Annotated in this window: 13 protein-coding genes and 1 pseudogene; 7 read left to right on the top strand and 7 right to left on the bottom strand. The window is 71.6% G+C overall.

What is annotated here, in order from left to right; translation table 11 throughout:
* Window positions 1-33 precede the first annotated feature (33 nt).
* Together ACFW6B_RS40410 and ACFW6B_RS40415 are read right to left on the bottom strand one after the other, a co-directional pair.
* Window positions 34-471 (bottom strand): hypothetical protein, encoded by a 438-nt coding sequence (locus ACFW6B_RS40410; protein ID WP_386604817.1) that lies wholly within the window; start codon window positions 469-471, stop codon window positions 34-36.
* A 260-nt stretch (window positions 472-731) separates the two neighbouring features.
* Window positions 732-929: pseudogene (locus tag ACFW6B_RS40415) on the bottom strand (DUF5133 domain-containing protein); the annotation flags it as partial.
* A 295-nt stretch (window positions 930-1,224) separates the two neighbouring features.
* On the opposite strand from ACFW6B_RS40415, the gene ACFW6B_RS40420 reads away from it, so the two are divergent.
* Entirely contained in the window at window positions 1,225-1,794 is a 570-nt protein-coding gene (locus tag ACFW6B_RS40420; protein ID WP_386604819.1) for a Dps family protein, read from the top strand.
* A gap of 85 nt (window positions 1,795-1,879) precedes the next feature.
* Here ACFW6B_RS40420 and ACFW6B_RS40425 read toward each other — a convergent pair whose 3' ends face one another.
* A complete protein-coding gene (locus ACFW6B_RS40425; protein ID WP_386604821.1) occupies window positions 1,880-2,815 on the bottom strand; it encodes an anti-sigma factor RsbA family regulatory protein in 936 nt (311 codons plus the stop codon).
* A 290-nt stretch (window positions 2,816-3,105) separates the two neighbouring features.
* On the opposite strand from ACFW6B_RS40425, the gene ACFW6B_RS40430 reads away from it, so the two are divergent.
* From ACFW6B_RS40430 to ACFW6B_RS40440, 3 genes are all read left to right on the top strand, one after another.
* Window positions 3,106-3,990 (top strand): RNA polymerase sigma factor SigF, encoded by an 885-nt coding sequence (locus tag ACFW6B_RS40430; RefSeq protein ID WP_386604822.1) that lies wholly within the window; start codon window positions 3,106-3,108, stop codon window positions 3,988-3,990.
* Between the two features lie 352 nt (window positions 3,991-4,342).
* Window positions 4,343-8,623: a HAMP domain-containing protein gene (locus ACFW6B_RS40435; RefSeq protein WP_386604824.1), complete on the top strand. Its 4,281-nt coding sequence runs from the start codon at window positions 4,343-4,345 to the stop codon at window positions 8,621-8,623.
* A gap of 89 nt (window positions 8,624-8,712) precedes the next feature.
* Complete coding sequence (locus ACFW6B_RS40440) at window positions 8,713-11,130, top strand: SpoIIE family protein phosphatase (protein ID WP_386604826.1); 2,418 nt, start codon at window positions 8,713-8,715, stop codon at window positions 11,128-11,130.
* Between the two features lie 202 nt (window positions 11,131-11,332).
* Here the strand turns inward: ACFW6B_RS40440 and ACFW6B_RS40445 are convergent, their stop codons facing one another.
* Together ACFW6B_RS40445 and ACFW6B_RS40450 are read right to left on the bottom strand one after the other, a co-directional pair.
* The gene (locus ACFW6B_RS40445; protein ID WP_386604828.1) at window positions 11,333-12,037 is read right to left on the bottom strand and encodes an HAD family hydrolase; all 705 of its coding nucleotides are present in this window, start codon (window positions 12,035-12,037) and stop codon (window positions 11,333-11,335) included.
* 116 nt (window positions 12,038-12,153) lie between these two features.
* On the bottom strand, window positions 12,154-13,011 hold the full coding sequence (locus tag ACFW6B_RS40450; protein ID WP_386604830.1) for a DMT family transporter: 858 nt from the start codon (window positions 13,009-13,011) through the stop codon (window positions 12,154-12,156).
* Between the two features lie 200 nt (window positions 13,012-13,211).
* On the opposite strand from ACFW6B_RS40450, the gene ACFW6B_RS40455 reads away from it, so the two are divergent.
* Entirely contained in the window at window positions 13,212-14,312 is a 1,101-nt protein-coding gene (locus tag ACFW6B_RS40455; protein WP_386604832.1) for a PP2C family protein-serine/threonine phosphatase, read from the top strand.
* 150 nt (window positions 14,313-14,462) lie between these two features.
* Window positions 14,463-16,106: a GMC oxidoreductase gene (locus ACFW6B_RS40460; RefSeq protein ID WP_386604834.1), complete on the top strand. Its 1,644-nt coding sequence runs from the start codon at window positions 14,463-14,465 to the stop codon at window positions 16,104-16,106.
* A gap of 51 nt (window positions 16,107-16,157) precedes the next feature.
* On the opposite strand, the gene ACFW6B_RS40465 is transcribed toward ACFW6B_RS40460, so the two are convergent.
* Both ACFW6B_RS40465 and ACFW6B_RS40470 read right to left on the bottom strand, forming a co-directional pair.
* Entirely contained in the window at window positions 16,158-16,637 is a 480-nt protein-coding gene (locus tag ACFW6B_RS40465) for a carboxymuconolactone decarboxylase family protein (RefSeq protein ID WP_386604839.1), read from the bottom strand.
* 9 nt (window positions 16,638-16,646) lie between these two features.
* On the bottom strand, window positions 16,647-17,720 hold the full coding sequence (locus ACFW6B_RS40470) for a dihydrodipicolinate reductase (protein WP_386604836.1): 1,074 nt from the start codon (window positions 17,718-17,720) through the stop codon (window positions 16,647-16,649).
* A gap of 314 nt (window positions 17,721-18,034) precedes the next feature.
* Between ACFW6B_RS40470 and ACFW6B_RS40475 the strand changes: the two genes are divergently transcribed.
* Window positions 18,035-18,655, top strand: a complete 621-nt coding sequence (locus ACFW6B_RS40475) for an L-threonylcarbamoyladenylate synthase (protein ID WP_386604837.1) — start codon at window positions 18,035-18,037, stop codon at window positions 18,653-18,655.
* Window positions 18,656-18,733 lie beyond the last annotated feature (78 nt).

Raw genomic sequence — 18,733 nt, forward strand, 5'->3', positions numbered from 1 at the left:
CGCCGGGGGACAAGCACCGCCCCACCACGCCGTCTAGGAGACGCCCCCGGCCGAAGTCCCCGCGCCCTCCGCCGGGCCGGTCGCCCGCCACACGCCCTCGTGGTCCTCGGCCAGTCCGAGTCCGGCCAGGCCCTTCAGGTGCCCGAGCACGGTGGAGCGCTGGAAGCCCACGGCCTCGGCGAGTCCGTCGACCTCGGCCCCGCCGGTGCCCGCCTGCGCCAGCCGCTCCCACGTACGCACGGCGTGACGGCTCAGACCGCTCTCGCCGACCGTCCTGGCCACCGCCTCGGCCCGCTCCTCGGCCGTGCCCCGCCCGGGAACGGAGGGCTCGGTCCGGGCCGGCCCCGGTCCGGTCCCGGCCGTGGCCGCGGCCGCCCGCTCCCGGACCTCGTACGGCGATCTCCTCGGTCCGACCGGACGGGGCGTCATGTTCACCTTGCGGTGCCGTCGGCCTTTGGTGTGCCGGCTCATCGATTCCTCATCTCCGCCTGGACGATGCTCACAGCAGGAGAACGAGCGGGAGACGATCAGGTAGTTCAGCCGTTCGACGGACAGGAGCGGGGCGGCGGTCAGCGCAGCGGACCGGACATGCCCAAGGGCCGGCCGTTCAGCGTCCGCACCTCGGTGTGCGGCCGGGTGGGCGGCGGGGCGGCCGCGGACACCGCCTTCGGCGAGGGCGCCGGGGCCGCTCCTGCGCCCAGCAGTCCGGTCCGCCGCGCGCCCCGCCGCTCCTCCGCGGCCGCGAGCAGGGCGTCGGCGGCGGCGACGGCGTCGCGCACACCGGTCGTTCCCGTCATCACACACAGCGTGTACGTGACGTCCTCCAGGCCGCGGGCCGTCTCCGGGGTCTCCTTCTCGGCGTACGCGATCTTCAGGGCCGCGTAACGCGTCAGCAGCCTCCGGACAACCTTCGGGTCGGGCACGAGCACGGCGAGGGCTCCTCTCTCGAGTTTCCGTCCGTGTGCCCGGGTTCGCGGCGGTTCATTCGCAACAACCGCACCGGACGACCTGTTCGGCCCAACACCGCCCCACCGGAGGGATCCCGTCGCCCCCGCCCCTCACGCCCGGGACGGATCACCGCTCCGGCCGGGAGGTGTGACGCGGGTGAACCAGGGCACTTGGAGGCACCGGAGACCGACGGCCGCGGCCGCTGCACCGCCGACGGCCGGCACGGGCACCCACGCGCTGGAACATCTGCAAGCGATCTGTGTGGAGGAAAGGAACATGACGGCTTCCACGACACCGAATTACACCGTCCCCGGCGTCAGCACGCAGGACGGCGGCCGGATCATCGACGTGCTGAGCATGCGGCTGCACGCTCTCAACGACCTGTCGCTCACGCTGAAACACGTCCACTGGAACGTGGTGGGCCCGCATTTCATCGCCGTGCACGAAATGCTCGACCCGCAGGTGGAGCGCGTACGCGACATGGCGGACGACGCCGCCGAACGGATCTCCGCGCTCGGCGGGGTCCCGCACGGCACACCGGGCGCGCTCGTCGCCGAACGCACCTGGGACGACTACAGCGTCGGCCGCGCCGACGCCATCGCCCACCTCGGCGCCCTCGACCTCGTCTACACGGGGATCGTGGAGGGGCACCGCGCGGCCGTGGCCGAGGTCGGCAAGATCGACCCGGTGACCGAGGACCTCCTCGTCGAACAGCTCCGCGCGCTCGAACAGTTCCAGTGGTTCGTCCGGGCGCACCTGGAGAGTTCGGGCGGCTCCCTGTCGCAGGCCGGCGCCCGCACCGAACGCGAGGCGGCACGGTCGGCCGGGCAGGGCGCGGGCGGCTAGGGCCTGTCGTCAGTACGCACAGGCCGTGGGTGCGGACCGGGAACACGAGGTCCATGCGCCACGGCCGGCGCGTGTCCAGGGGCCCTCAGACGCGGCCGAGGTAGCTGCGCACCGTCGTTCCCGAGGCGTCGGTGTGCACACGGACGAGGTCCGAGAGGAAGTGCACGAGGAACAGGCCCCGTCCGCCGATCTGGTCGGGACGCACGGGATGCCGGCCGGCCAGGGGATCGCTCAGCCGGCCCGTGTCCTGCGTCTCGCACACGATCCGCTCGCTCTCGGCCCAGATCCTCAGGGTCCCCGAACCGCCCCCGTGCACCACGCTGTTGGTGGTCAGTTCCGCGACGACGAGGTTCAGGTCCTGCAGCCGGGCCGCCGTCATCCCCCGGTCCCGGGCCTCGGCCAGGGCGAACTCACGTGCGGCGGGAAGGAGTTCGGCGTCGAACCGGACCGTCGCCGCTCCCGGCGGATGGCGCAGCTCCCGGTTGAAGCGCGCCAGCGCCCCGTCCGGGTCGTAGGCCGCGCTGACGCTCTGCCGGCCGGCGCTGATCACGACGGGGTGCGTGACGTGGGCGTCGGCGATCACGTCCGGGGGGAGGGCGTTCCCGTCGTACGGGCAGAGGATCGTCACGTGCCGCCCCGCGAACGCCTTGTTGATGAGGGCCTCGTGCTGGACGCAGGCCGGGTACTCCACCGCCGTCCGGCCGTGCCAGACGGGCTCGCCGACGATCCGTACACGGACGTCCTGGTGGGCGTCGGCGAACGCGCGCAGGACGGAGGGGATGATCCGGCCGGGGTTCCGGCCGGCCCGTGTCATGTCGATCCAGCGCACACCGGCGCCGAGCGGTCCCAGTGCCCCGCGCAGGAGTTCCAGGCGTGGGGCGGGGACGGCCACCGCCACCGGCTCCCCCGCGGCCACGCCGTCGGAGACGAACCGCGCCGTCCGTTCCGTGTACTCACGGTCGTCGCGGTAGACGAGCGCCGGGTGGACGAAGGGATCGCCGGAGGGTGCCGCTGCCGTCATGCCGGGACCACCGGGCCCGCGGTGAGCGGTCCCGCGTCGGGACACGCCGAAGGCGAGCGCGTCTGCGCCCTGCCGACTCCCCGCTCGATGACCACGGACTCACCCCGGAACTCACTCTACTTCGCCGCATCCGAACGGCGTTCCGGGGAGGAAGTGACTTCTGACCCGGAGTCAGGGCGGGGCGGGACGCGGGCGTTCCGCGGGTTTCCGGAAACCGGGTGGCATGAGCGGTACGGGGCGGGGCAGACGGGCCCTGTCATCAATTCCTAGGACGATGTGGGGTGGGCGGCATGGCAGCCGTGACGGCAGTGAGGACGACGGACACGGCGCACGGGGCAGTGGCGGCACCCGCGGAGGACGTCCTCCCGCAGATCGAGGAGCCGCTGAAGATCAGCCCGAAGGACGCGCGGGAGCTGTCCCGCCAGTTCTTCGACCGGCTGGCCGTCCTGGAGGAGGGCACGCCGGAGCACCAGTACGCGCGCAACACCCTCATCGAGATGAACCTCTCCCTCGTCCGGTACGCCGCCGCGCGCTTCCGCAGCCGCAGCCAGGGCGAGATGGAGGACATCGTCCAGGTCGGCACGATCGGGCTCATCAAGGCCATCGACCGGTTCGAGCTGTCCCGCGAGGTCGAGTTCACGTCGTTCGCGGTCCCCTACATCGTCGGTGAGATCAAGCGGTTCTTCCGTGACACGAGCTGGGCCGTCCACGTGCCCCGCCGGCTCCAGGAGGCCCGCGTCGAGCTCGCCAAGGCGACGGAGGAACTGCGCACCCGGCTCGGCCGTACGCCCACGACCCGTGAACTGTCCGAGCTGATGTGCCTGTCCGAGGAAGAGGTCATCGAGGCCCGCAAGGCGTCGAACGGCTACAACTCCTCGTCCCTGGACGCCGCTCTGACGGCGGACGGCGGCGCGGACGGCGAGGCCGTCCTCGCGGACTTCATCGGCGAGGAGGACCCCTCGCTGGAACTGGTCGAGGACTTCAATTCCCTGGCCCCGCTGATCGCCCAGCTCGACGAGCGGCAGCGCCGGATCATTCACCTGCGTTTCGTCGAGGAGCGCACCCAGGCGCAGATCGGCGAGGAGCTCGGCATTTCGCAGATGCACGTCTCCCGGCTGATCACACGCATCATCAAGCGTCTGCGCGCCGGGCTCCTCGACCCCGCGGTGGTCTGACGCCCGCGCGCCCCACAGCCCCCGACGATCCCGCCGCCCGCCCCAGAACCCCGGTTCTGGGGCGGGCGGCGGGATCTCGCGCGTCCGCTCCCGGGAGACCTAGACTGAGAGGGTCCTGTGTATCCCCTTCGCTCCAGGTTATTCCTGCCCCCGGCGACATTTTCGGGCCCCTGGGGAATTCCCTCGCGCGCTTTGTTCCGTCCCGGTTCCCTGGGTTAGCCTGCGGCGTATTTTCTTGACGGGATGACCCGTGATCTGCGGGAATCCCACGGGCGGGCGGGGGTGCCCGTGGGCCCCGCGCGGTTCCGAGTCCCGTGACACGGGACTCCTGGGGAGCGGAACGAGGGTGGCCATGACCAGGGCAGCGAGCGGGACGTCCGTACGGACGCCGGGCGAGCAGGAGTTGCGGCAACTGCTGGCCGGCCTCACCGCCGTGCGCGACGGCGACTTCGGCACCCGGCTCCCCGACGAGGCGGGCGGCCTTCTGGGTGACATCGCCACCGTCTTCAACGGCATGGTCGACCAGCTCTCGGTGTTCACCTCCGAGGTGACACGGGTGGCCCGCGAGGTGGGCACGGAGGGAACGCTCGGCGGCCAGGCGGAGGTGCCCGGGGTCTCGGGCACCTGGGCCGACCTCACCGACTCCGTCAACGCCATGGCGGGCAACCTCACCACCCAGGTCCGCGACATCGCGCAGGTGGCCACGGCGGTCGCCAAGGGCGACCTCTCGCAGAAGATCGACGTGCCCGCCCGCGGCGAGATCCTCCAGCTGAAGGAGACCGTCAACACGATGGTCGACCAGCTGTCCGCGTTCGCCGACGAGGTCACCCGCGTCGCCCGCGAGGTCGGCACCGACGGACGCCTCGGCGGGCAGGCCCAGGTTCCCGGTGTCGGCGGCGTCTGGCGCGACCTCACCGACTCGGTGAACTTCATGGCCGGCAACCTCACCGCCCAGGTCCGCAACGTCGCCCAGGTCACCACGGCGGTGGCCCAGGGAGACCTCTCGCAGAAGATCACCGTGGACGCCCGCGGCGAGATCCTCGAACTGAAGAACACGATCAACACGATGGTCGACCAGCTCTCCGCCTTCGCCGACGAGGTCACCCGCGTCGCCCGCGAGGTCGGCACCGACGGACGCCTCGGCGGCCAGGCGGACGTGAAGGGCGTCAAGGGCACCTGGCGCGACCTCACCGACTCGGTGAACTTCATGGCGGGCAACCTCACCGCCCAGGTCCGCTCCATCGCCCAGGTGGCCACGGCGGTGGCCAAGGGCGATCTGTCGCAGAAGATCACCGTGGACGCCCGCGGCGAGATCCTGGAGCTCAAGGAGACCATCAACACGATGGTCGAGCAGCTCTCGGCGTTCGCCGACGAGGTCACCCGCGTCGCCCGTGAGGTCGGCACGGCGGGCAACCTGGGCGGGCAGGCCACCGTGCGGGGCGTCTCGGGCACCTGGAAGGACCTCACCGACAACGTCAACGTCATGGCGTCGAACCTGACCGGCCAGGTCCGCTCCATCGCGCAGGTGGCGACCGCCGTGGCCCGCGGCGACCTCTCGCAGAAGATCACCGTGGAGGCGAAGGGCGAGGTCGCGGCCCTGGCCGACGTCATCAACACCATGGTCGACACGCTGTCCGCGTTCGCCGACGAGGTCACCCGCGTCGCCCGCGAGGTCGGCACCGAGGGACGTCTCGGCGGCCAGGCGCACGTGCCGAACGTGGCCGGCACCTGGAAGGACCTCACCGACAACGTCAACTCGATGGCCAACAACCTCACCGGGCAGGTCCGCAACATCGCCCTGGTGACGACGGCGGTGGCCAAGGGCGACCTGTCCAAGAAGATCGACGTCGACGCCCGGGGCGAGATCCTGGAGCTCAAGACGACCATCAACACCATGGTCGACCAGCTCTCCGCCTTCGCCGCCGAGGTCACCCGCGTGGCGCGGGAGGTCGGCAGCGAGGGCCGGCTCGGCGGCCAGGCCGAGGTGGAGGGCGTCTCGGGCACCTGGAAGCGGCTGACCGAGAACGTGAACGAACTGGCCGGCAACCTCACCCGCCAGGTCCGCGCGATCGCCGAGGTCACCGGCGCCGTGGCCGAGGGCGACCTGACCCGGTCCATCACCGTGGAGGCCTCGGGCGAGGTCGCCGACCTGAAGGACAACATCAACTCCATGGTGGAGTCGCTGCGCGAGACCACGCGCGCCAACCAGGAGCAGGACTGGCTCAAGACGAACCTGGCCCGCATCTCCGGTCTGATGCAGGGGTACCGCGACCTGGACGTGGTGGCCGACCTCATCATGGACGAGCTCACCCCGCTCGTCGCCGCCCAGTACGGCGCCTTCTACCTCGCCGAGGAGACCGCGAAGGGCACGGAACTCAGGCTCGTCGGGTCGTACGGCTACCCGGACGAGGAAGGGCGTCCGACCCGCATCCCGCTCGGCCGCTCCCTCGTCGGGCAGGCCGCGCGCAGCAGGCGGGCGATCACCGTGGACGAGGTGCCGGCGGGGTACGTGACCATCTCCTCGGGTCTGGGGCAGACGGCGCCGACAGCCCTTGTGGTCCTGCCCATCGTGGTCGAGGAGCAGGTCCTCGGCGTCATCGAGCTCGCCTCGGTCACCCGCTTCAAGCAGGGCCACATGACGTTCCTGGAGCAGCTGATGGAGACCATCGGCGTCAACGTCAGCACCATCGTGGCCAACGCCCGCACCGACGAGCTGCTGGGCGAGTCGCAGCGCCTGACCGCCGAACTCCAGGCCCGTTCCGAGGAGTTGCAGGTCCAGCAGGACGAACTCCAGCGTTCCAACGCCGAGCTGGAGGACAAGGCGTCCCTGCTCGCGGCGCAGAACCGCGACATCGAGGCGAAGAACCTCCAGATCGAGCAGGCCCGGCAGGAACTCGAAGCGCGGGCCCAGCAGTTGTCGCTGGCGTCCAAGTACAAGTCCGAGTTCCTGGCCAACATGAGCCACGAACTGCGGACCCCGCTCAACAGCCTGCTCATCCTGGCCCAGCTGCTGGCGCAGAACCCCTCGCGCAACCTCACCCCGAAGCAGGTCGAGTACGCGGGCATCATCCACTCGGCGGGTTCCGACCTGCTCCAGCTCATCAACGACATCCTGGACCTGTCGAAGGTCGAGGCGGGCAAGATGGACGTGACCCCCGAGCGGGTCCCGCTGCGCCAGCTCCTGGAGTACGTCGAGGCCACCTTCCGCCCCATGACCTCGCAGAAGAGCCTGGAGTTCACGGTCAGCACCGCGCCCGGGGCCCCGGTGGACCTGCTCACCGACGACTCGCGGCTGCGGCAGGTGCTGCGCAACCTGCTGTCGAACGCGGTCAAGTTCACCGAGCGTGGCAGGGTCGAGCTGCGCATCGAACCGGCGGCCGACCAGGAGATCCCCGCGGACGTGCGCCGGGGCGGCACCATCGCCGCCTTCCGGGTCAAGGACACCGGCATCGGCATCCCCGAGCAGCAGCTGGAGACGATCTTCGGCGCCTTCCAGCAGGCCGACGGCACCACGAGCCGCAAGTACGGGGGCACCGGGCTCGGCCTGTCCATCACCCGGGAGATCGCCCATCTGCTGGGCGGGGCGGTCACCGTGGACAGCACCCCCGGACAGGGCAGTACGTTCACGCTCTTCCTCCCGGTCGCCCGGCCCGAGTTCGAGGAGCTGCTGGCCGGGGGCCGCGCACCGGAGCCGGCACCGGACGAGGACGCCTCGGCGCGCACCGAACCCCGGCACTCCGCTCCCGGTCCGAAGGGCCTGCCCCGTCAGCGACGGCGGCGGCTGCTGGTCGTCGAGGACCGGCCCCGGGGGCTGCTGACGCTGGTGGCCGAGAGCGCCGTCGCGGATGTCGCGCGCAGCCGTGACGAGGGCGACGCGCGGGAGAGCCTCGACGTCGTCACCGTCGTCGGGGCGCAGGAGGCCGCGAGCGCGCTGGCCGCGGAACCGTGGCACTGCGTCGTGCTCGAACTCGGCATGCCCGAGGGCGAGACGGCCCGGTTCCTCGAAGCGGTGGAGGGCGACTCGGCGCTGGCGACCGTGCCCGTCCTCGTCCACAACGGCAGCCGGGTCGACCTCGCGCAGGAGCAGGCCCTGCAGTCCCGATCGGGCGCCCGGTCGCTGGAGTTCCTGTCCAGTCTGGACGAGTTGCGCGAGCGGATCGCGCTGCACCTGTCCGCGGAGCAGCCGGGCGACGTGGTGCCGCTGGTCCGCGCCGAGGAGGCGGCGAGGCACCGGCCCGCGCGGCCGATCGACAGCGCCTTCCGGGGCCGTACGGTGCTCGTCGTCGACGACGACGCCCGCAACCTCTTCGCGCTCAGCGGGATCCTGGAGCTGCACGGCTTCAACGTGCTGCACGCGGAGAACGGCAGGAAGGGCATCGAGACCCTGGTGAGCCGGCCCGAGGTCGCACTGATCCTGATGGACGTGATGATGCCCGAGATGGACGGGTACACCGCGACCGCCGAGATCCGCAGGATGCCCCAGTACGCCGACCTGCCGATCATCGCGGTGACGGCGAAGGCCATGCCCGGGGACCGGGAGAAGAGCCTGTTGTCGGGTGCCAGCGACCACGTCACCAAGCCGGTCGACACCGACGACCTCATCGCCTGTGTCCGGCGCTGGCTCGGGGAGTGACATGACGCCCGGCACCCCCCGCCGCGAAACCGCGGCGGGACACTCCCTCCCCCGCCCGCTTCGGGCCCCCGCCGAGGAGCGGCCGCACGATGAACAGTCCTGAGGCAACCGGCGCGAACGTCCCCGAGCCCACGGACGGTGCCGCCGGCACCGGGCGGACCGGTGACCTCCCGGGCACGGCCCGGACGTCTCCGGTGGGCCGGCTGGCGGCCACCGTCGAACGGCTGCGCCGCGAGGTGCGGGCCGCCCAGATGGAGGCCGACGGGCGGGCCCTGACCGAACTCGCCAAGGGCATCCTGGTCGAGCGGCTGGGCTGCGGACCGGCCCAGGCGGCCCGTCAGCTCACGGAACTGGCCGAGCAGGCCAAGGTGCCGCAGCTGCAGCTCGCGGTCGAGATCATCAACCAGGCCGCGCACGACCGGGTCTCAGAGGTGACCAGCGCCTTCCTCTCCGCCACGGCGGAGCGTCCGCCGAAGGACGAGGCCCCCGCGGTGCGGCTGCGCGCCGCCGAGAGCGGCGCGCTGGCGGCGGGCGACACCCAGGCGGTGGCCGACTCCCTGCTCCAGCACGCGCTGACCCCGCTCGGGGCGGTCGCCGTCGCCATCTGGGCGGCGGACTCGGACGGTTCGCTCTCCCTGGCGGGCAGTGCCGGGTTCTCGGCGGCCGAGGCCCGGCGCTGGCGCTACGTCCCCCCGGGCGTGGCGACGATGGCCCGCCGCGCGCTGTCCGACCGTACGGCGCAGTGGGCGGACTCGCTGGCGGGCACCGGACTGCCGTCCATCGGGCACACGGAGTATCCGCACGGCGGACGGGTCGCGGTGCCGGCGGGCACCGGGGGCCGGATCCACGGCGTCCTGGAGATCGCGTGGCCGTCCGTCCTCGGACCCCAGCCGCCGCAGGTGGTCCGCCAGGTCGAGGCGCTGGCCGAACTGTGCTCGCACACCCTGGAGACACACGCTCCGCCGGTCGACTGCCAGGGCGTACGGGGCACGGCCGACGTCTGCGAGCTGATCGACCTGGTGGACGGGCTGCACGATCCCGCCCTGGTCCTGGTGCCCCAGCTCGACGGCCGGGGACGGCTCACCGACTTCCGCATCCGCCATGTGAACGGGCGCTTCCTCGACCCTGCGGGCCGGCCGCGCGGCACCGTCCAGGGGGCGCTGCTCCTGGAGGCCTACCCGCTGGCCGCCGGGGAGAGCGGCCTCTTCCAGTGCGTCGAGCACGTCTACGCCACCGGGGAGCCGTTCCGGGCGCGGCGCATGGACCTGACGGCGCTCGTCGACCAGGTGCGGCTGTCGGCCGTGGCCGACGTCAACCTCAGCCGGCACGGCGGAAGCGTGCTGCTCATCTGGCGCATAGAGGACGAGACGGCACGGCTGGCGAGTCTGCTCCAGCACGCCCAGCGGCTCGGCAGGATCGGCGGCTTCGAGGAGAACCTGCTGACCGGCGAGACCATCTGGAACGAGACGCTCTTCGAGCTGTACGGCCGTCCGCCCTCGGGCGGTCCCGTCCCGCTGGAGGAGCTGGCCGCGCACGCCCATCCCGACGACGCCGTCGCCATCGGCCGCTTCCTGCGGACCCTCCTGCACCATCACCGGCCGGCCTCGGCCGCGTTCCGGCTCCAGCGTCCCGACGGTGTGACCCGGCACATCCGCATGGTGGCCGAGCCGGTGCTCGACGCCGACGACCGGCTGTTCGCGGTCCGCGGGGCCTACCAGGACATCTCGGCGCAGCACTGGACCGAGGTGGCGCTCGCCGTCACCCGCGACCAGCTCGCGCACACCGAACAGCAGGCGCACGAGCGCAACCGGCTGACCCTCCAGCTGCAGCACGCGATCATGCCGCCGGACCGGGCGCCGTTGCGGGCTCCGGGCCTCGACGTGGCGGTGCGCTACCGGCCCGCGGAGACCGAACAGCTCGTCGGGGGCGACTGGTACGACGCCGTGGTGCTGTCCTCCGGCATGGTCCTGCTGTGCGTCGGCGACGTGGCCGGTCACGGGATCGAGGCCGCGACCAGCATGGTGGTGCTGCGCAACGCGCTGCGCGGGCTCGCGGTGACGGGCGCGGGGCCGGGGCAGCTGCTGTCCTGGCTCAACGTCGTGGCGCACCATCTGACGGGCGGGGTCACCGCCACGGCGGTCTGCGGGATCTACGATCCGCGCCGCCGCGTCCTGCGCTGGGCGAGGGCCGGGCATCTGCCTCCGGTCCTGGTCCGGGAGGCGGACGCCGGCCCGCTGCCGCTGCTCAAGGGCATCCTGCTCGGTGCCGTCCCCGAGGCGGTGTTCGAAGAGGACGAGGTGCAACTGGAGGTCCACGACACGCTGCTGATGTACACGGACGGTCTGATCGAGCGGCGTGACCGCTCCGTGGAGGTGTCGCTGCGCCAGCTGCTCAGCGCGGCCCGTACGACGTCCGGAACCCTTGACCACCAGCTCGACCGGCTCCTGACGTACAGCAGGTCCGACACCGACGACGACACCTGCATCGTGGGCATCCGGGTGGAGTAGGGCCCGACGGATGCGGCCCCGCCGACAGTCGGGGGGAGTGACTGCCCGCGGGGCCGAACAGCTCGGGTTCCACCAGGGGGGTAGCTTCCTCCGAGCTGTCTCAGGATGCTGCTGCCCCGCTCCCGGCGATGCATGCACACGGGTTCGCGGCCGGTTTTCCCCTCGTACGGCGCAGTGCCCGGCCGATGCGGTGCCCGGGGGCTCAGGAAGGTTCCCGCAGGGCGCGCAGCAGCGGCTCCAGGGAGTCCGTGAGGCACCGCGCGGGGACACCGGCCTCCAGCAGGGCCCGCGCCCTGGCGGGGTGGCGGGCGTATCCGAGGAACCGGACACCGGCCCGGTGCGCCGCCGCGTGGTCCCCGGGGGTGGCGCCGATCGCCAGCGAGACGTCCGGTTCGGCCCCCATGGCGCTCAGGGCCAGGTCCAGGGCGGCCGGCCGGGGCGTTCCCGGGGCCGGCGCGCGGCCGAACACGTACGGGGCGAAGCGGGACGTGAGCCCGCGCGCGTCCAGGTACGAGGTGACGGCCCGGGCCGATGTGCCGGTCGCGACGGCGAGCCTCGCCCCGACCGCCGCCCAGGTGTGGATCAGCGGGTCCGCGTACGCCGTCGGCATCGCGGTGCGCACCGCCTCCAGCTCGGTCCGGGTGAGCCACGCGTCGAGCCGGGCGGCGGCTTCGCCGCCCGGGTGCCGTCCGGCCAGCGCCGTCAGAACGCGGTAGGGGTCCGCGGAGGCGCGCTCCTCCTCGGTGAGCGCCGCGCGCAGGCCCGCTTCGGCCGGCCGGTCCGGCCGGTGGGCGAGGGCCGCCGCCGAGGGCGCGGAGAACAGCCGGCAGATCGGGCCGTCGAAACCGAAGACGACGTACCGCGTCCGCTCGACCAGGTCCTGGACGTTCTCGATCCGACTCGTCACGAACAGGGTCTGTCCAGTCCCGGCCGTCATCAAGCGGGCGAGTGCAGACCGGTCGCGGCCACCGCCTCGGTTCCGGCCTTCCGGGGTCCCGGCGGGCGGTCCGGGCCGGGCGGCCGTCAGTGGGCCATGTCCGCGAGGTGCGGGACCACACGGGTCAGCCGCAGGACGCCCCACAGGACGAGTCCGGCGCCGATCAGCTCGGGCAGCAGCCACCAGCCCGTGCGGATCGTCTCGTCGAAGAGCGTGACACCGAGCACCAGGCTGAGCGTCGCGTCGCCGATGGTCAGCGCGGGCTGCGAGGCGGCCAGGGGTCCCGCCTGCAGGGCGTTCTCCAGCAGCAGGACGGCGGCGATCCCGGTCAGGGCGAATCCGTACGTCTGCCAGATGGTCAGGAAGGCTGCGAACCCGTCGTCGTCGAGCGTGCCCACGGCCGATTTGAGGAGTGCGGCGGTCAGCGCGTTGCCGATGGCCGAGGCCGTTCCCAGCACGGCGGCGCGGAAGAGCGGCGGACGGCCGGGACGGGCCACGACGACCGCGACGGCCATGGTTCCCAGGCACAGGACCAGTACCGGGATCCAGCGTTCCATGGAGGCGTCGGACCGTGCTCCCGAGGGTGCGGCCGAAAGGAGGACGAGACCGAGGCCGGCCACGACACCGGCGACGGCCCCCCATCCCGCGCGCGACAGGCGCCGGTGCAGCAGCGGGACGGCGATCATCAGGGCGAAGGGCAGTTCCAGGATGAACAGGGGCTGCACCAGGGACAGCGGTCCGTTCGCCAGCGCGAGGGCCTGGAAGAGCGCCGCTCCGATCACCCCGGCGATGCCGATGAGCCACGGCGGCTGCCGGGCCAGCCGGACGATCAGCCGCAGCCCGCCGCCCTCGCTGACGCGGGAGGCGGCCTTGCGCTGGAACGCCGTGCCCATCGCGTTGCTGGCGGCCCCGAGGAGCGCGAACAGCACGGCCAGTCCTGTCACCGCTCCACCATGCCCCGGGACGGGTGCCGGTGCCTCCCCGGCCGCGGCGGGGTGAAACGCCGACGACGGGGCACCCGTCCCGTGGAGCCCCGTCATCCCGTCCCCGTGGTGGCGGGGCTTCGTGCCGCCCGCGCCCGTGAACCGACCGGAATGCGCGGCGGCGGGGAAGGGAGGAGCGTGGTGGCGAAGGGAGGATCGCCATGGCCACGAAGGCCGTGCCCGGCCGGCGGGACGACTACCCGGGATGGCTGCGCGGCTCGCCCCCTCCGCGCTGGGTGCGGCTGCTCCCGCCGGTGCTGCTGGCGGGCGTCCTCGTGGGGCAACTGGTGAGCGACGAGCCGCTGGAGATCGGCTTCCTGCTGGGCGCCATCCCCTCCCTGGCCGTCCTCTCCTACGGCCCCCTGGCGACGGCCGCCTTCGGCGCGGTCGTCGTGGTCCTGATGAACGTCCCCGCCCTGCACCTCGACCGTCCGGGCAACACGGACCTGCTCACCATCGGCTTCATCGCCGTGCTCAGCGTGTTCGTGTCGCTCGTCCGCAGCCGCAGGGACGCCCATCTGGTCACCGTGCGGTCGGTCGCGGAAGCCGCCCAGTTCGCCGTGCTGCCGCCACTGCCCGAGCGTGTCGGACCGGTCCGCTGTTCCGGGCTGTACCGGCCGGCGCAACGGGAGACGCTGGTCGGCGGTGACTTCTTCGAGGTACGGGACGGGCCCTTCGGGGTGAGGGCCGTGATGGGCGACGTACAGGGACACGGGCTGTCGGCCGTGGGGACGGTCGCCTCGCTGCTGGGGGCGTTCCGGGAGACGGTGCTGGACCAGCGCGATCTGGAGGCGGCCGCGGCCCGGCTCGACCGCAGGCTGGTGGTGGACTCCGCGTCGGTCGATCACGCCGAGCTGTTCGCCACCGCGCTGCTCCTGGAGTTCCCGCCGGACACCGGCCGGGTGCGGCTGGTGTCCTGCGGGCACCCCGCGCCGCTGCTGTTGCGCGGCGGGAAGGTCCTGGAGATCGACGCCGAGCCGGGGCCCCCTCTGGGGCTGGGGTTCTTCGAGCTGTCCCCGCCGAAGGTCCGCACCGTCGAGCTGGGTCCCGGCGACCGGCTGTTCATGGCGTCGGACGGTGTGAGCGAGGGCCGGGACGCCACCGGCGCCTTCTACCCGCTGCCCGACCGGCTGGCCGTGTTCGCCGGGGAGCCGTCGGACGCGCTCGTCGACCACGTATGGAAGGACCTCGTCCTGTTCTGCCCCTCGATCCGCGACGACGTCTCCGTCCTGGTCCTGTCACCGCAGCTCCCCGGCGACTGACCGCCCCCTCCCCCGCCGAACCCCGCTGAACCTCGCGGAACCCCGCTGATCACCCTGAGATCACACAGAAGTTACCAATCGGTATGTAGTGACTTAACAAGCCAGCAACAGTAGAACCTGTTCTCACTCATCTAGAGTGAGGAGCGTCACATGGGCGACATCAACCAGCGAACAAACGACCCCAGGGGTGTCTCGCGCCGACGATTCATAGCTGGAACAGGTTCTATTCTTGGAGCAGTGAGCCTTGCCGGTCGCGCGGTCGCGGCCCCCACGCGGATCGCCGCGGCGGCCTCGGCGATCCCGTCCGGAGCACATGTCCCGGTCCTGGTGATCGGCACCGGATACGGAGGCTCGGTCGCCGCCCTGCGCCTCGCCCAGGCGGGCGTCGACGTGCAGATGGTCGAAATGGGCATGGCCTGGGACACACCGGGCTCGGACGGCAAGATCTTCGCCAACACGACCAGCCCCGACCAGCGTTCCTACTGGCTGCGCACCAGGACCAAGCAGCCCCTCAGCAACTTCCTCGGCTTTCCCATCGACAAGGACATCCCCCGCTACACGGGGGTCCTGGACGCCGAGGAGATGGGCCAGATCATCGTGTACCAGGGCCGCGGTGTCGGCGGCGGATCACTCGTCAACGGAGGCATGGCGGTCACTCCCAGACGCGAGAACTTCGGCGCCGTCCTCCCGTCGGTGAACGCCGACGAGATGTACGCGACCTACTACCCGCGCGCCAACGCCACGCTCGGCACGGGCCTCATCGACCCGGCGTGGTTCGACACCACCGACTGCTACCAGTACGCGCGGGTCGGCCGCAAGCACGCCCAGCGCTCCGGCTTCCCCTTCGTCTTCGTGCCGGACGTGTACGACTGGGACTACATGAAGCAGGAGGCGGCGGGCACCGTCACCAAGTCGGCCCTGGCCGGGGAGATCCTCTACGGCAACAACCACGGCAAGAAGTCGCTCCAGAAGACCTACCTGGCCCAGGCCACGGCCACCGGGCGGGTCACCATCTCGGCGCTGCACAAGGTCACGTCGGTCGCACCCGCGGCCGGCGGCGGCTACACGGTCCTGATCGACCAGCTCAACACCACCGGTGACACCACGGCGGTCAAGACGGTCACCGCGGACCGGGTGTTCTTCGCCGCCGGGAGCGTCGGAACGAGCAAGCTCCTGGTCCGGCTGAAGGCCACCGGCGCGCTGCCCGCCCTGAACGGCGAGATCGGCCAGGGCTGGGGCGACAACGGCAACGTCATGTGCGGCCGCGCCAACCACCTGTGGGACCCGACCGGCTCGCTCCAGGCGAGCATCCCCTGCGGCGGCATCGACAACTGGGCCGCCGGCGGCGCGTTCGCCGAGGTGGCGCCGCTGCCCACCGGCATCGAGACGTACGCCTCGTTCTACCTGTCCATCACCAAGAACCCGAACCGCGCCCGGTTCACCTGGAACGCCTCCACCCAGACCGTCGGCCTCGACTGGCAGACCGCCTGGAAGCAGCCCTCCATCGACATGGCCAAGACGATCTTCGACAAGATCAACGCGAAGGAGGGGACGATCTACCGGACCGATCTCTTCGGCGTGTACAAGATCTGGGGCGACCATCTCACCTACCACCCGCTGGGCGGCGCCGTACTGAACAAGGCCACCGACAACTACGGCCGCCTGCACGGCTATTCGGGCCTGTACGTCATCGACGGCGCGCTCATTCCCGGCAACACCAGCGTCAATCCGTTCGTCACCATCACCGCCCTCGCCGAACGGAACATCGACAACATCATCGCCGTGGACCTCTAGCGCGCTCGGGCCGAACGGCCGGCCCGGGCACGCTCGGTGGGCCGGATCCGCTCAGTGGGTCGGCAGCACGCACACGGCGTCCAGTCCCAGCACATGGTTGAGCCGCCCGAACGCCAGCCAGGAGCCGATGCTCATGGTCAGCTCCACGATCTCCCGCTGGCTGTAGAGCGCCGTCATCCGTGTCCAGAACTCCTCGTCCAGACCGTGGTGGTCCAGGGCGTACCGCTCGGCGTACTCGGCGGCCAGCCGCGTCCGGTCGTCGAAGGCCCCGGTGGTGCGCCACTGGGTCACCGCGTCCGCGAACTCCTCCTCGACCTTCGCTCCCTCCCGCTCCGTGCGCCAGTCGAGACAGAACAGGCACCCGTTGATCTGCGCTATGCGCAGCCGGGCGGCCTCGAACTCGCGCAGGCCCAGCGTCGTGTGCTCGTACACCGACAGGGAGAAGTTCGCGGCGGCCATGCCGATGCCCGGCACCATCTCGCCCCAGACGTATCCGATCGGTTCCTGTCCCTCGGGGATGTCGATGCGCAGGGTCATGGGTCACTTCCTTCCGAGCCGGCCGACTGCGGGGCGCAGCGGGACGTCGAGTGCGTCGTAGAGCCCTGGTTCCGCGTCCACCAGCCAGTCGATCGCGCCGACCAGACGGCCGACCGCGGTGGCGTTCCCGCCGGCGGAGCGGTTGTCGCCCTCGTCGACGGCCGTGACGGTGACCTCGATCCGCGGGCGGCCCTCGATGATCACCCGGTGGGCGCCGTCCCCGTCGGGCGGCGACGGCCAGTCCGGCGCGGCGGACGCGTGGATGCGGGTGATGTGCTCGATGACGATCCGGGGCTCTCCGGCGACGATCCCCTGCACCTCGAAGCGGATGGCGCCCTGGGTGCCGGCCGCGAACTCGCCCATGGTGCGGGTGCTCACGCCGTCCGTCAGCGGGCGCCGCTCCATCGTCTCGCGGATGTCGTCGAGTTCGACGCCGAGGGCCCGCGCCATGAGCCGTATCTGTCCGCCCCACACCATGGTCGGGATCGACGGGGCCAGCATCAGCGGCTCGTAGTCCATCGGCTGCCCCATACCGATCAAGTACCTTACGGATTCCTCTTGTTCGTAAGTGGAGTAGTCGAAGATCTCCTGGCAGCGGATGGCGTCGACGGTGGTGCCCAGACCGCTGATCAGCAGGGGCAGGACGTCGTTGCCCCAGCCCGGGTCGACTCCGGAGACGAACAGGGAGCCGCCGCCGTCGGCGATGGCGGCGAGCACCGGGTCCCGGAACTCGGGCGGGGCGCTGCGCTGGTCGTAGAGCGGATAGAGGGCGGGGGTGACGACCACCGCGCCGGCCCGGATCGCCCTGCCGATGTCGGCGAGGGCCTCGTCGGGGCGGATGTCGCCGGTGGCCGCGTAGACGACGGCTCCGGGCCCCGAGGCCAGGACCGCGCCGATGTCGTCGCTCGCCGCGACGCCGAGGCCGTGACCGAGGCCCGCGAGTTCGCCGGCGTCGCGGCCGACCTTGCCGGGGTCGTGCACGAGCACGGCCGCGAGTTTCAGTTTCGGGTGGGCCTCGACGGCGCGGATGGCCGCGCGGCCGACGTTGCCGGTACCCCAGACCACCGTGGAAATCATGCGGCGGAGGGTAGCGAGACGGCCTCGAGGTTCCTATAGCCGCGACCGGGGAGAATTCCGGCGGAGAACGGTGAACCGGCACGGGCGCACGAACGACGGACCGCCCGACGCCCGGCGGGAACGGTCCGGGCAGGCCCTAGTGCCGCGTCAGTCAAGGTTTGCCCTTTGAGGAGCGGCGTCCGGTGCGTGCTCTCGGCGTGCCGGCCGGAAGTCCTCGTACTGGATGTACTTGGGCTTTCGGCCGGTGCGGCGAGAGTGCGTGCCGGGCGTCGCGACGGGGCGAGCCTTGGCTGACGCGGCACTAGTCTCGGAACATGGCCAAGTACTTCGACGTTCACCCGGACAACCCGCAACGGCGCGTCATCAGCCAGGCGGTGGAGATCGTCCGCGGCGGCGGGCTGATCGTCTACCCGACCGACTCCTGCTTCGCACTCGGCTGCGCGCTCGGCAACCGGGACGGCATCGACCGCATCCGCTCGATCCGCCGGCTCGACGAGCGCCACCACTTCACGCTGATGTGCGAGAACTTCGCCCAGCTCGGACACTTCGTACGGATCGACAACACGGTCTTCCGCGCGGTCAAGGCGGCCACGCCCGGCAGCTACACCTTCATCCTCCCGGCGACGAAGGAGGCTCCGCGCAGGCTGCTGCACCCGAGGAAGAAGACCGTCGGGGTGCGCATTCCCGACCATGTCGTCGCGCAGGCGATCCTGGCCGAACTCGGCGAGCCGCTGCTGTCGAGCACCCTGCTCCTGCCGGACGAGGACAAGCCGCTGACCCAGGGCTGGGAGATCAAGGACCGCCTCGATCACGTGGTGGACGCCGTCATCGACTCCGGTGACTGCGGTACCGAGCCGACGACCGTGGTCGACTGCTCCGGCACCGGGCCCGAGGTCGTTCGCCTCGGGGCGGGTGACCCCTCCCGGTTCGAGTAGCCCCAAAAAGCGGTGGGCGACCTGGGGGGGGGGCGGGGGGGGCGCCCCCCCTGCGAAGAGAAAAAAAAACAACAGACC

The sequence above is a fragment of the Streptomyces sp. NPDC058751 genome (assembly GCF_042746485.1).
Classification (GTDB): domain Bacteria; phylum Actinomycetota; class Actinomycetes; order Streptomycetales; family Streptomycetaceae; genus Streptomyces.

Coding starts and splice junctions, on each gene's coding strand:
- ACFW6B_RS40420 (WP_386604819.1), top strand. CDS start 1,225: ATGACGGCTTCCACGACACCGAATTACACCGTCCCCGGCGTCAGCACG.
- ACFW6B_RS40430 (WP_386604822.1), top strand. CDS start 3,106: ATGGCAGCCGTGACGGCAGTGAGGACGACGGACACGGCGCACGGGGCA.
- ACFW6B_RS40460 (WP_386604834.1), top strand. CDS start 14,463: ATGGGCGACATCAACCAGCGAACAAACGACCCCAGGGGTGTCTCGCGC.
- ACFW6B_RS40470 (WP_386604836.1), bottom strand. CDS start 17,720: ATGATTTCCACGGTGGTCTGGGGTACCGGCAACGTCGGCCGCGCGGCC.
- ACFW6B_RS40455 (WP_386604832.1), top strand. CDS start 13,212: ATGGCCACGAAGGCCGTGCCCGGCCGGCGGGACGACTACCCGGGATGG.
- ACFW6B_RS40425 (WP_386604821.1), bottom strand. CDS start 2,815: ATGACGGCAGCGGCACCCTCCGGCGATCCCTTCGTCCACCCGGCGCTC.
- ACFW6B_RS40435 (WP_386604824.1), top strand. CDS start 4,343: ATGACCAGGGCAGCGAGCGGGACGTCCGTACGGACGCCGGGCGAGCAG.
- ACFW6B_RS40440 (WP_386604826.1), top strand. CDS start 8,713: ATGAACAGTCCTGAGGCAACCGGCGCGAACGTCCCCGAGCCCACGGAC.
- ACFW6B_RS40410 (WP_386604817.1), bottom strand. CDS start 471: ATGAGCCGGCACACCAAAGGCCGACGGCACCGCAAGGTGAACATGACG.
- ACFW6B_RS40475 (WP_386604837.1), top strand. CDS start 18,035: ATGGCCAAGTACTTCGACGTTCACCCGGACAACCCGCAACGGCGCGTC.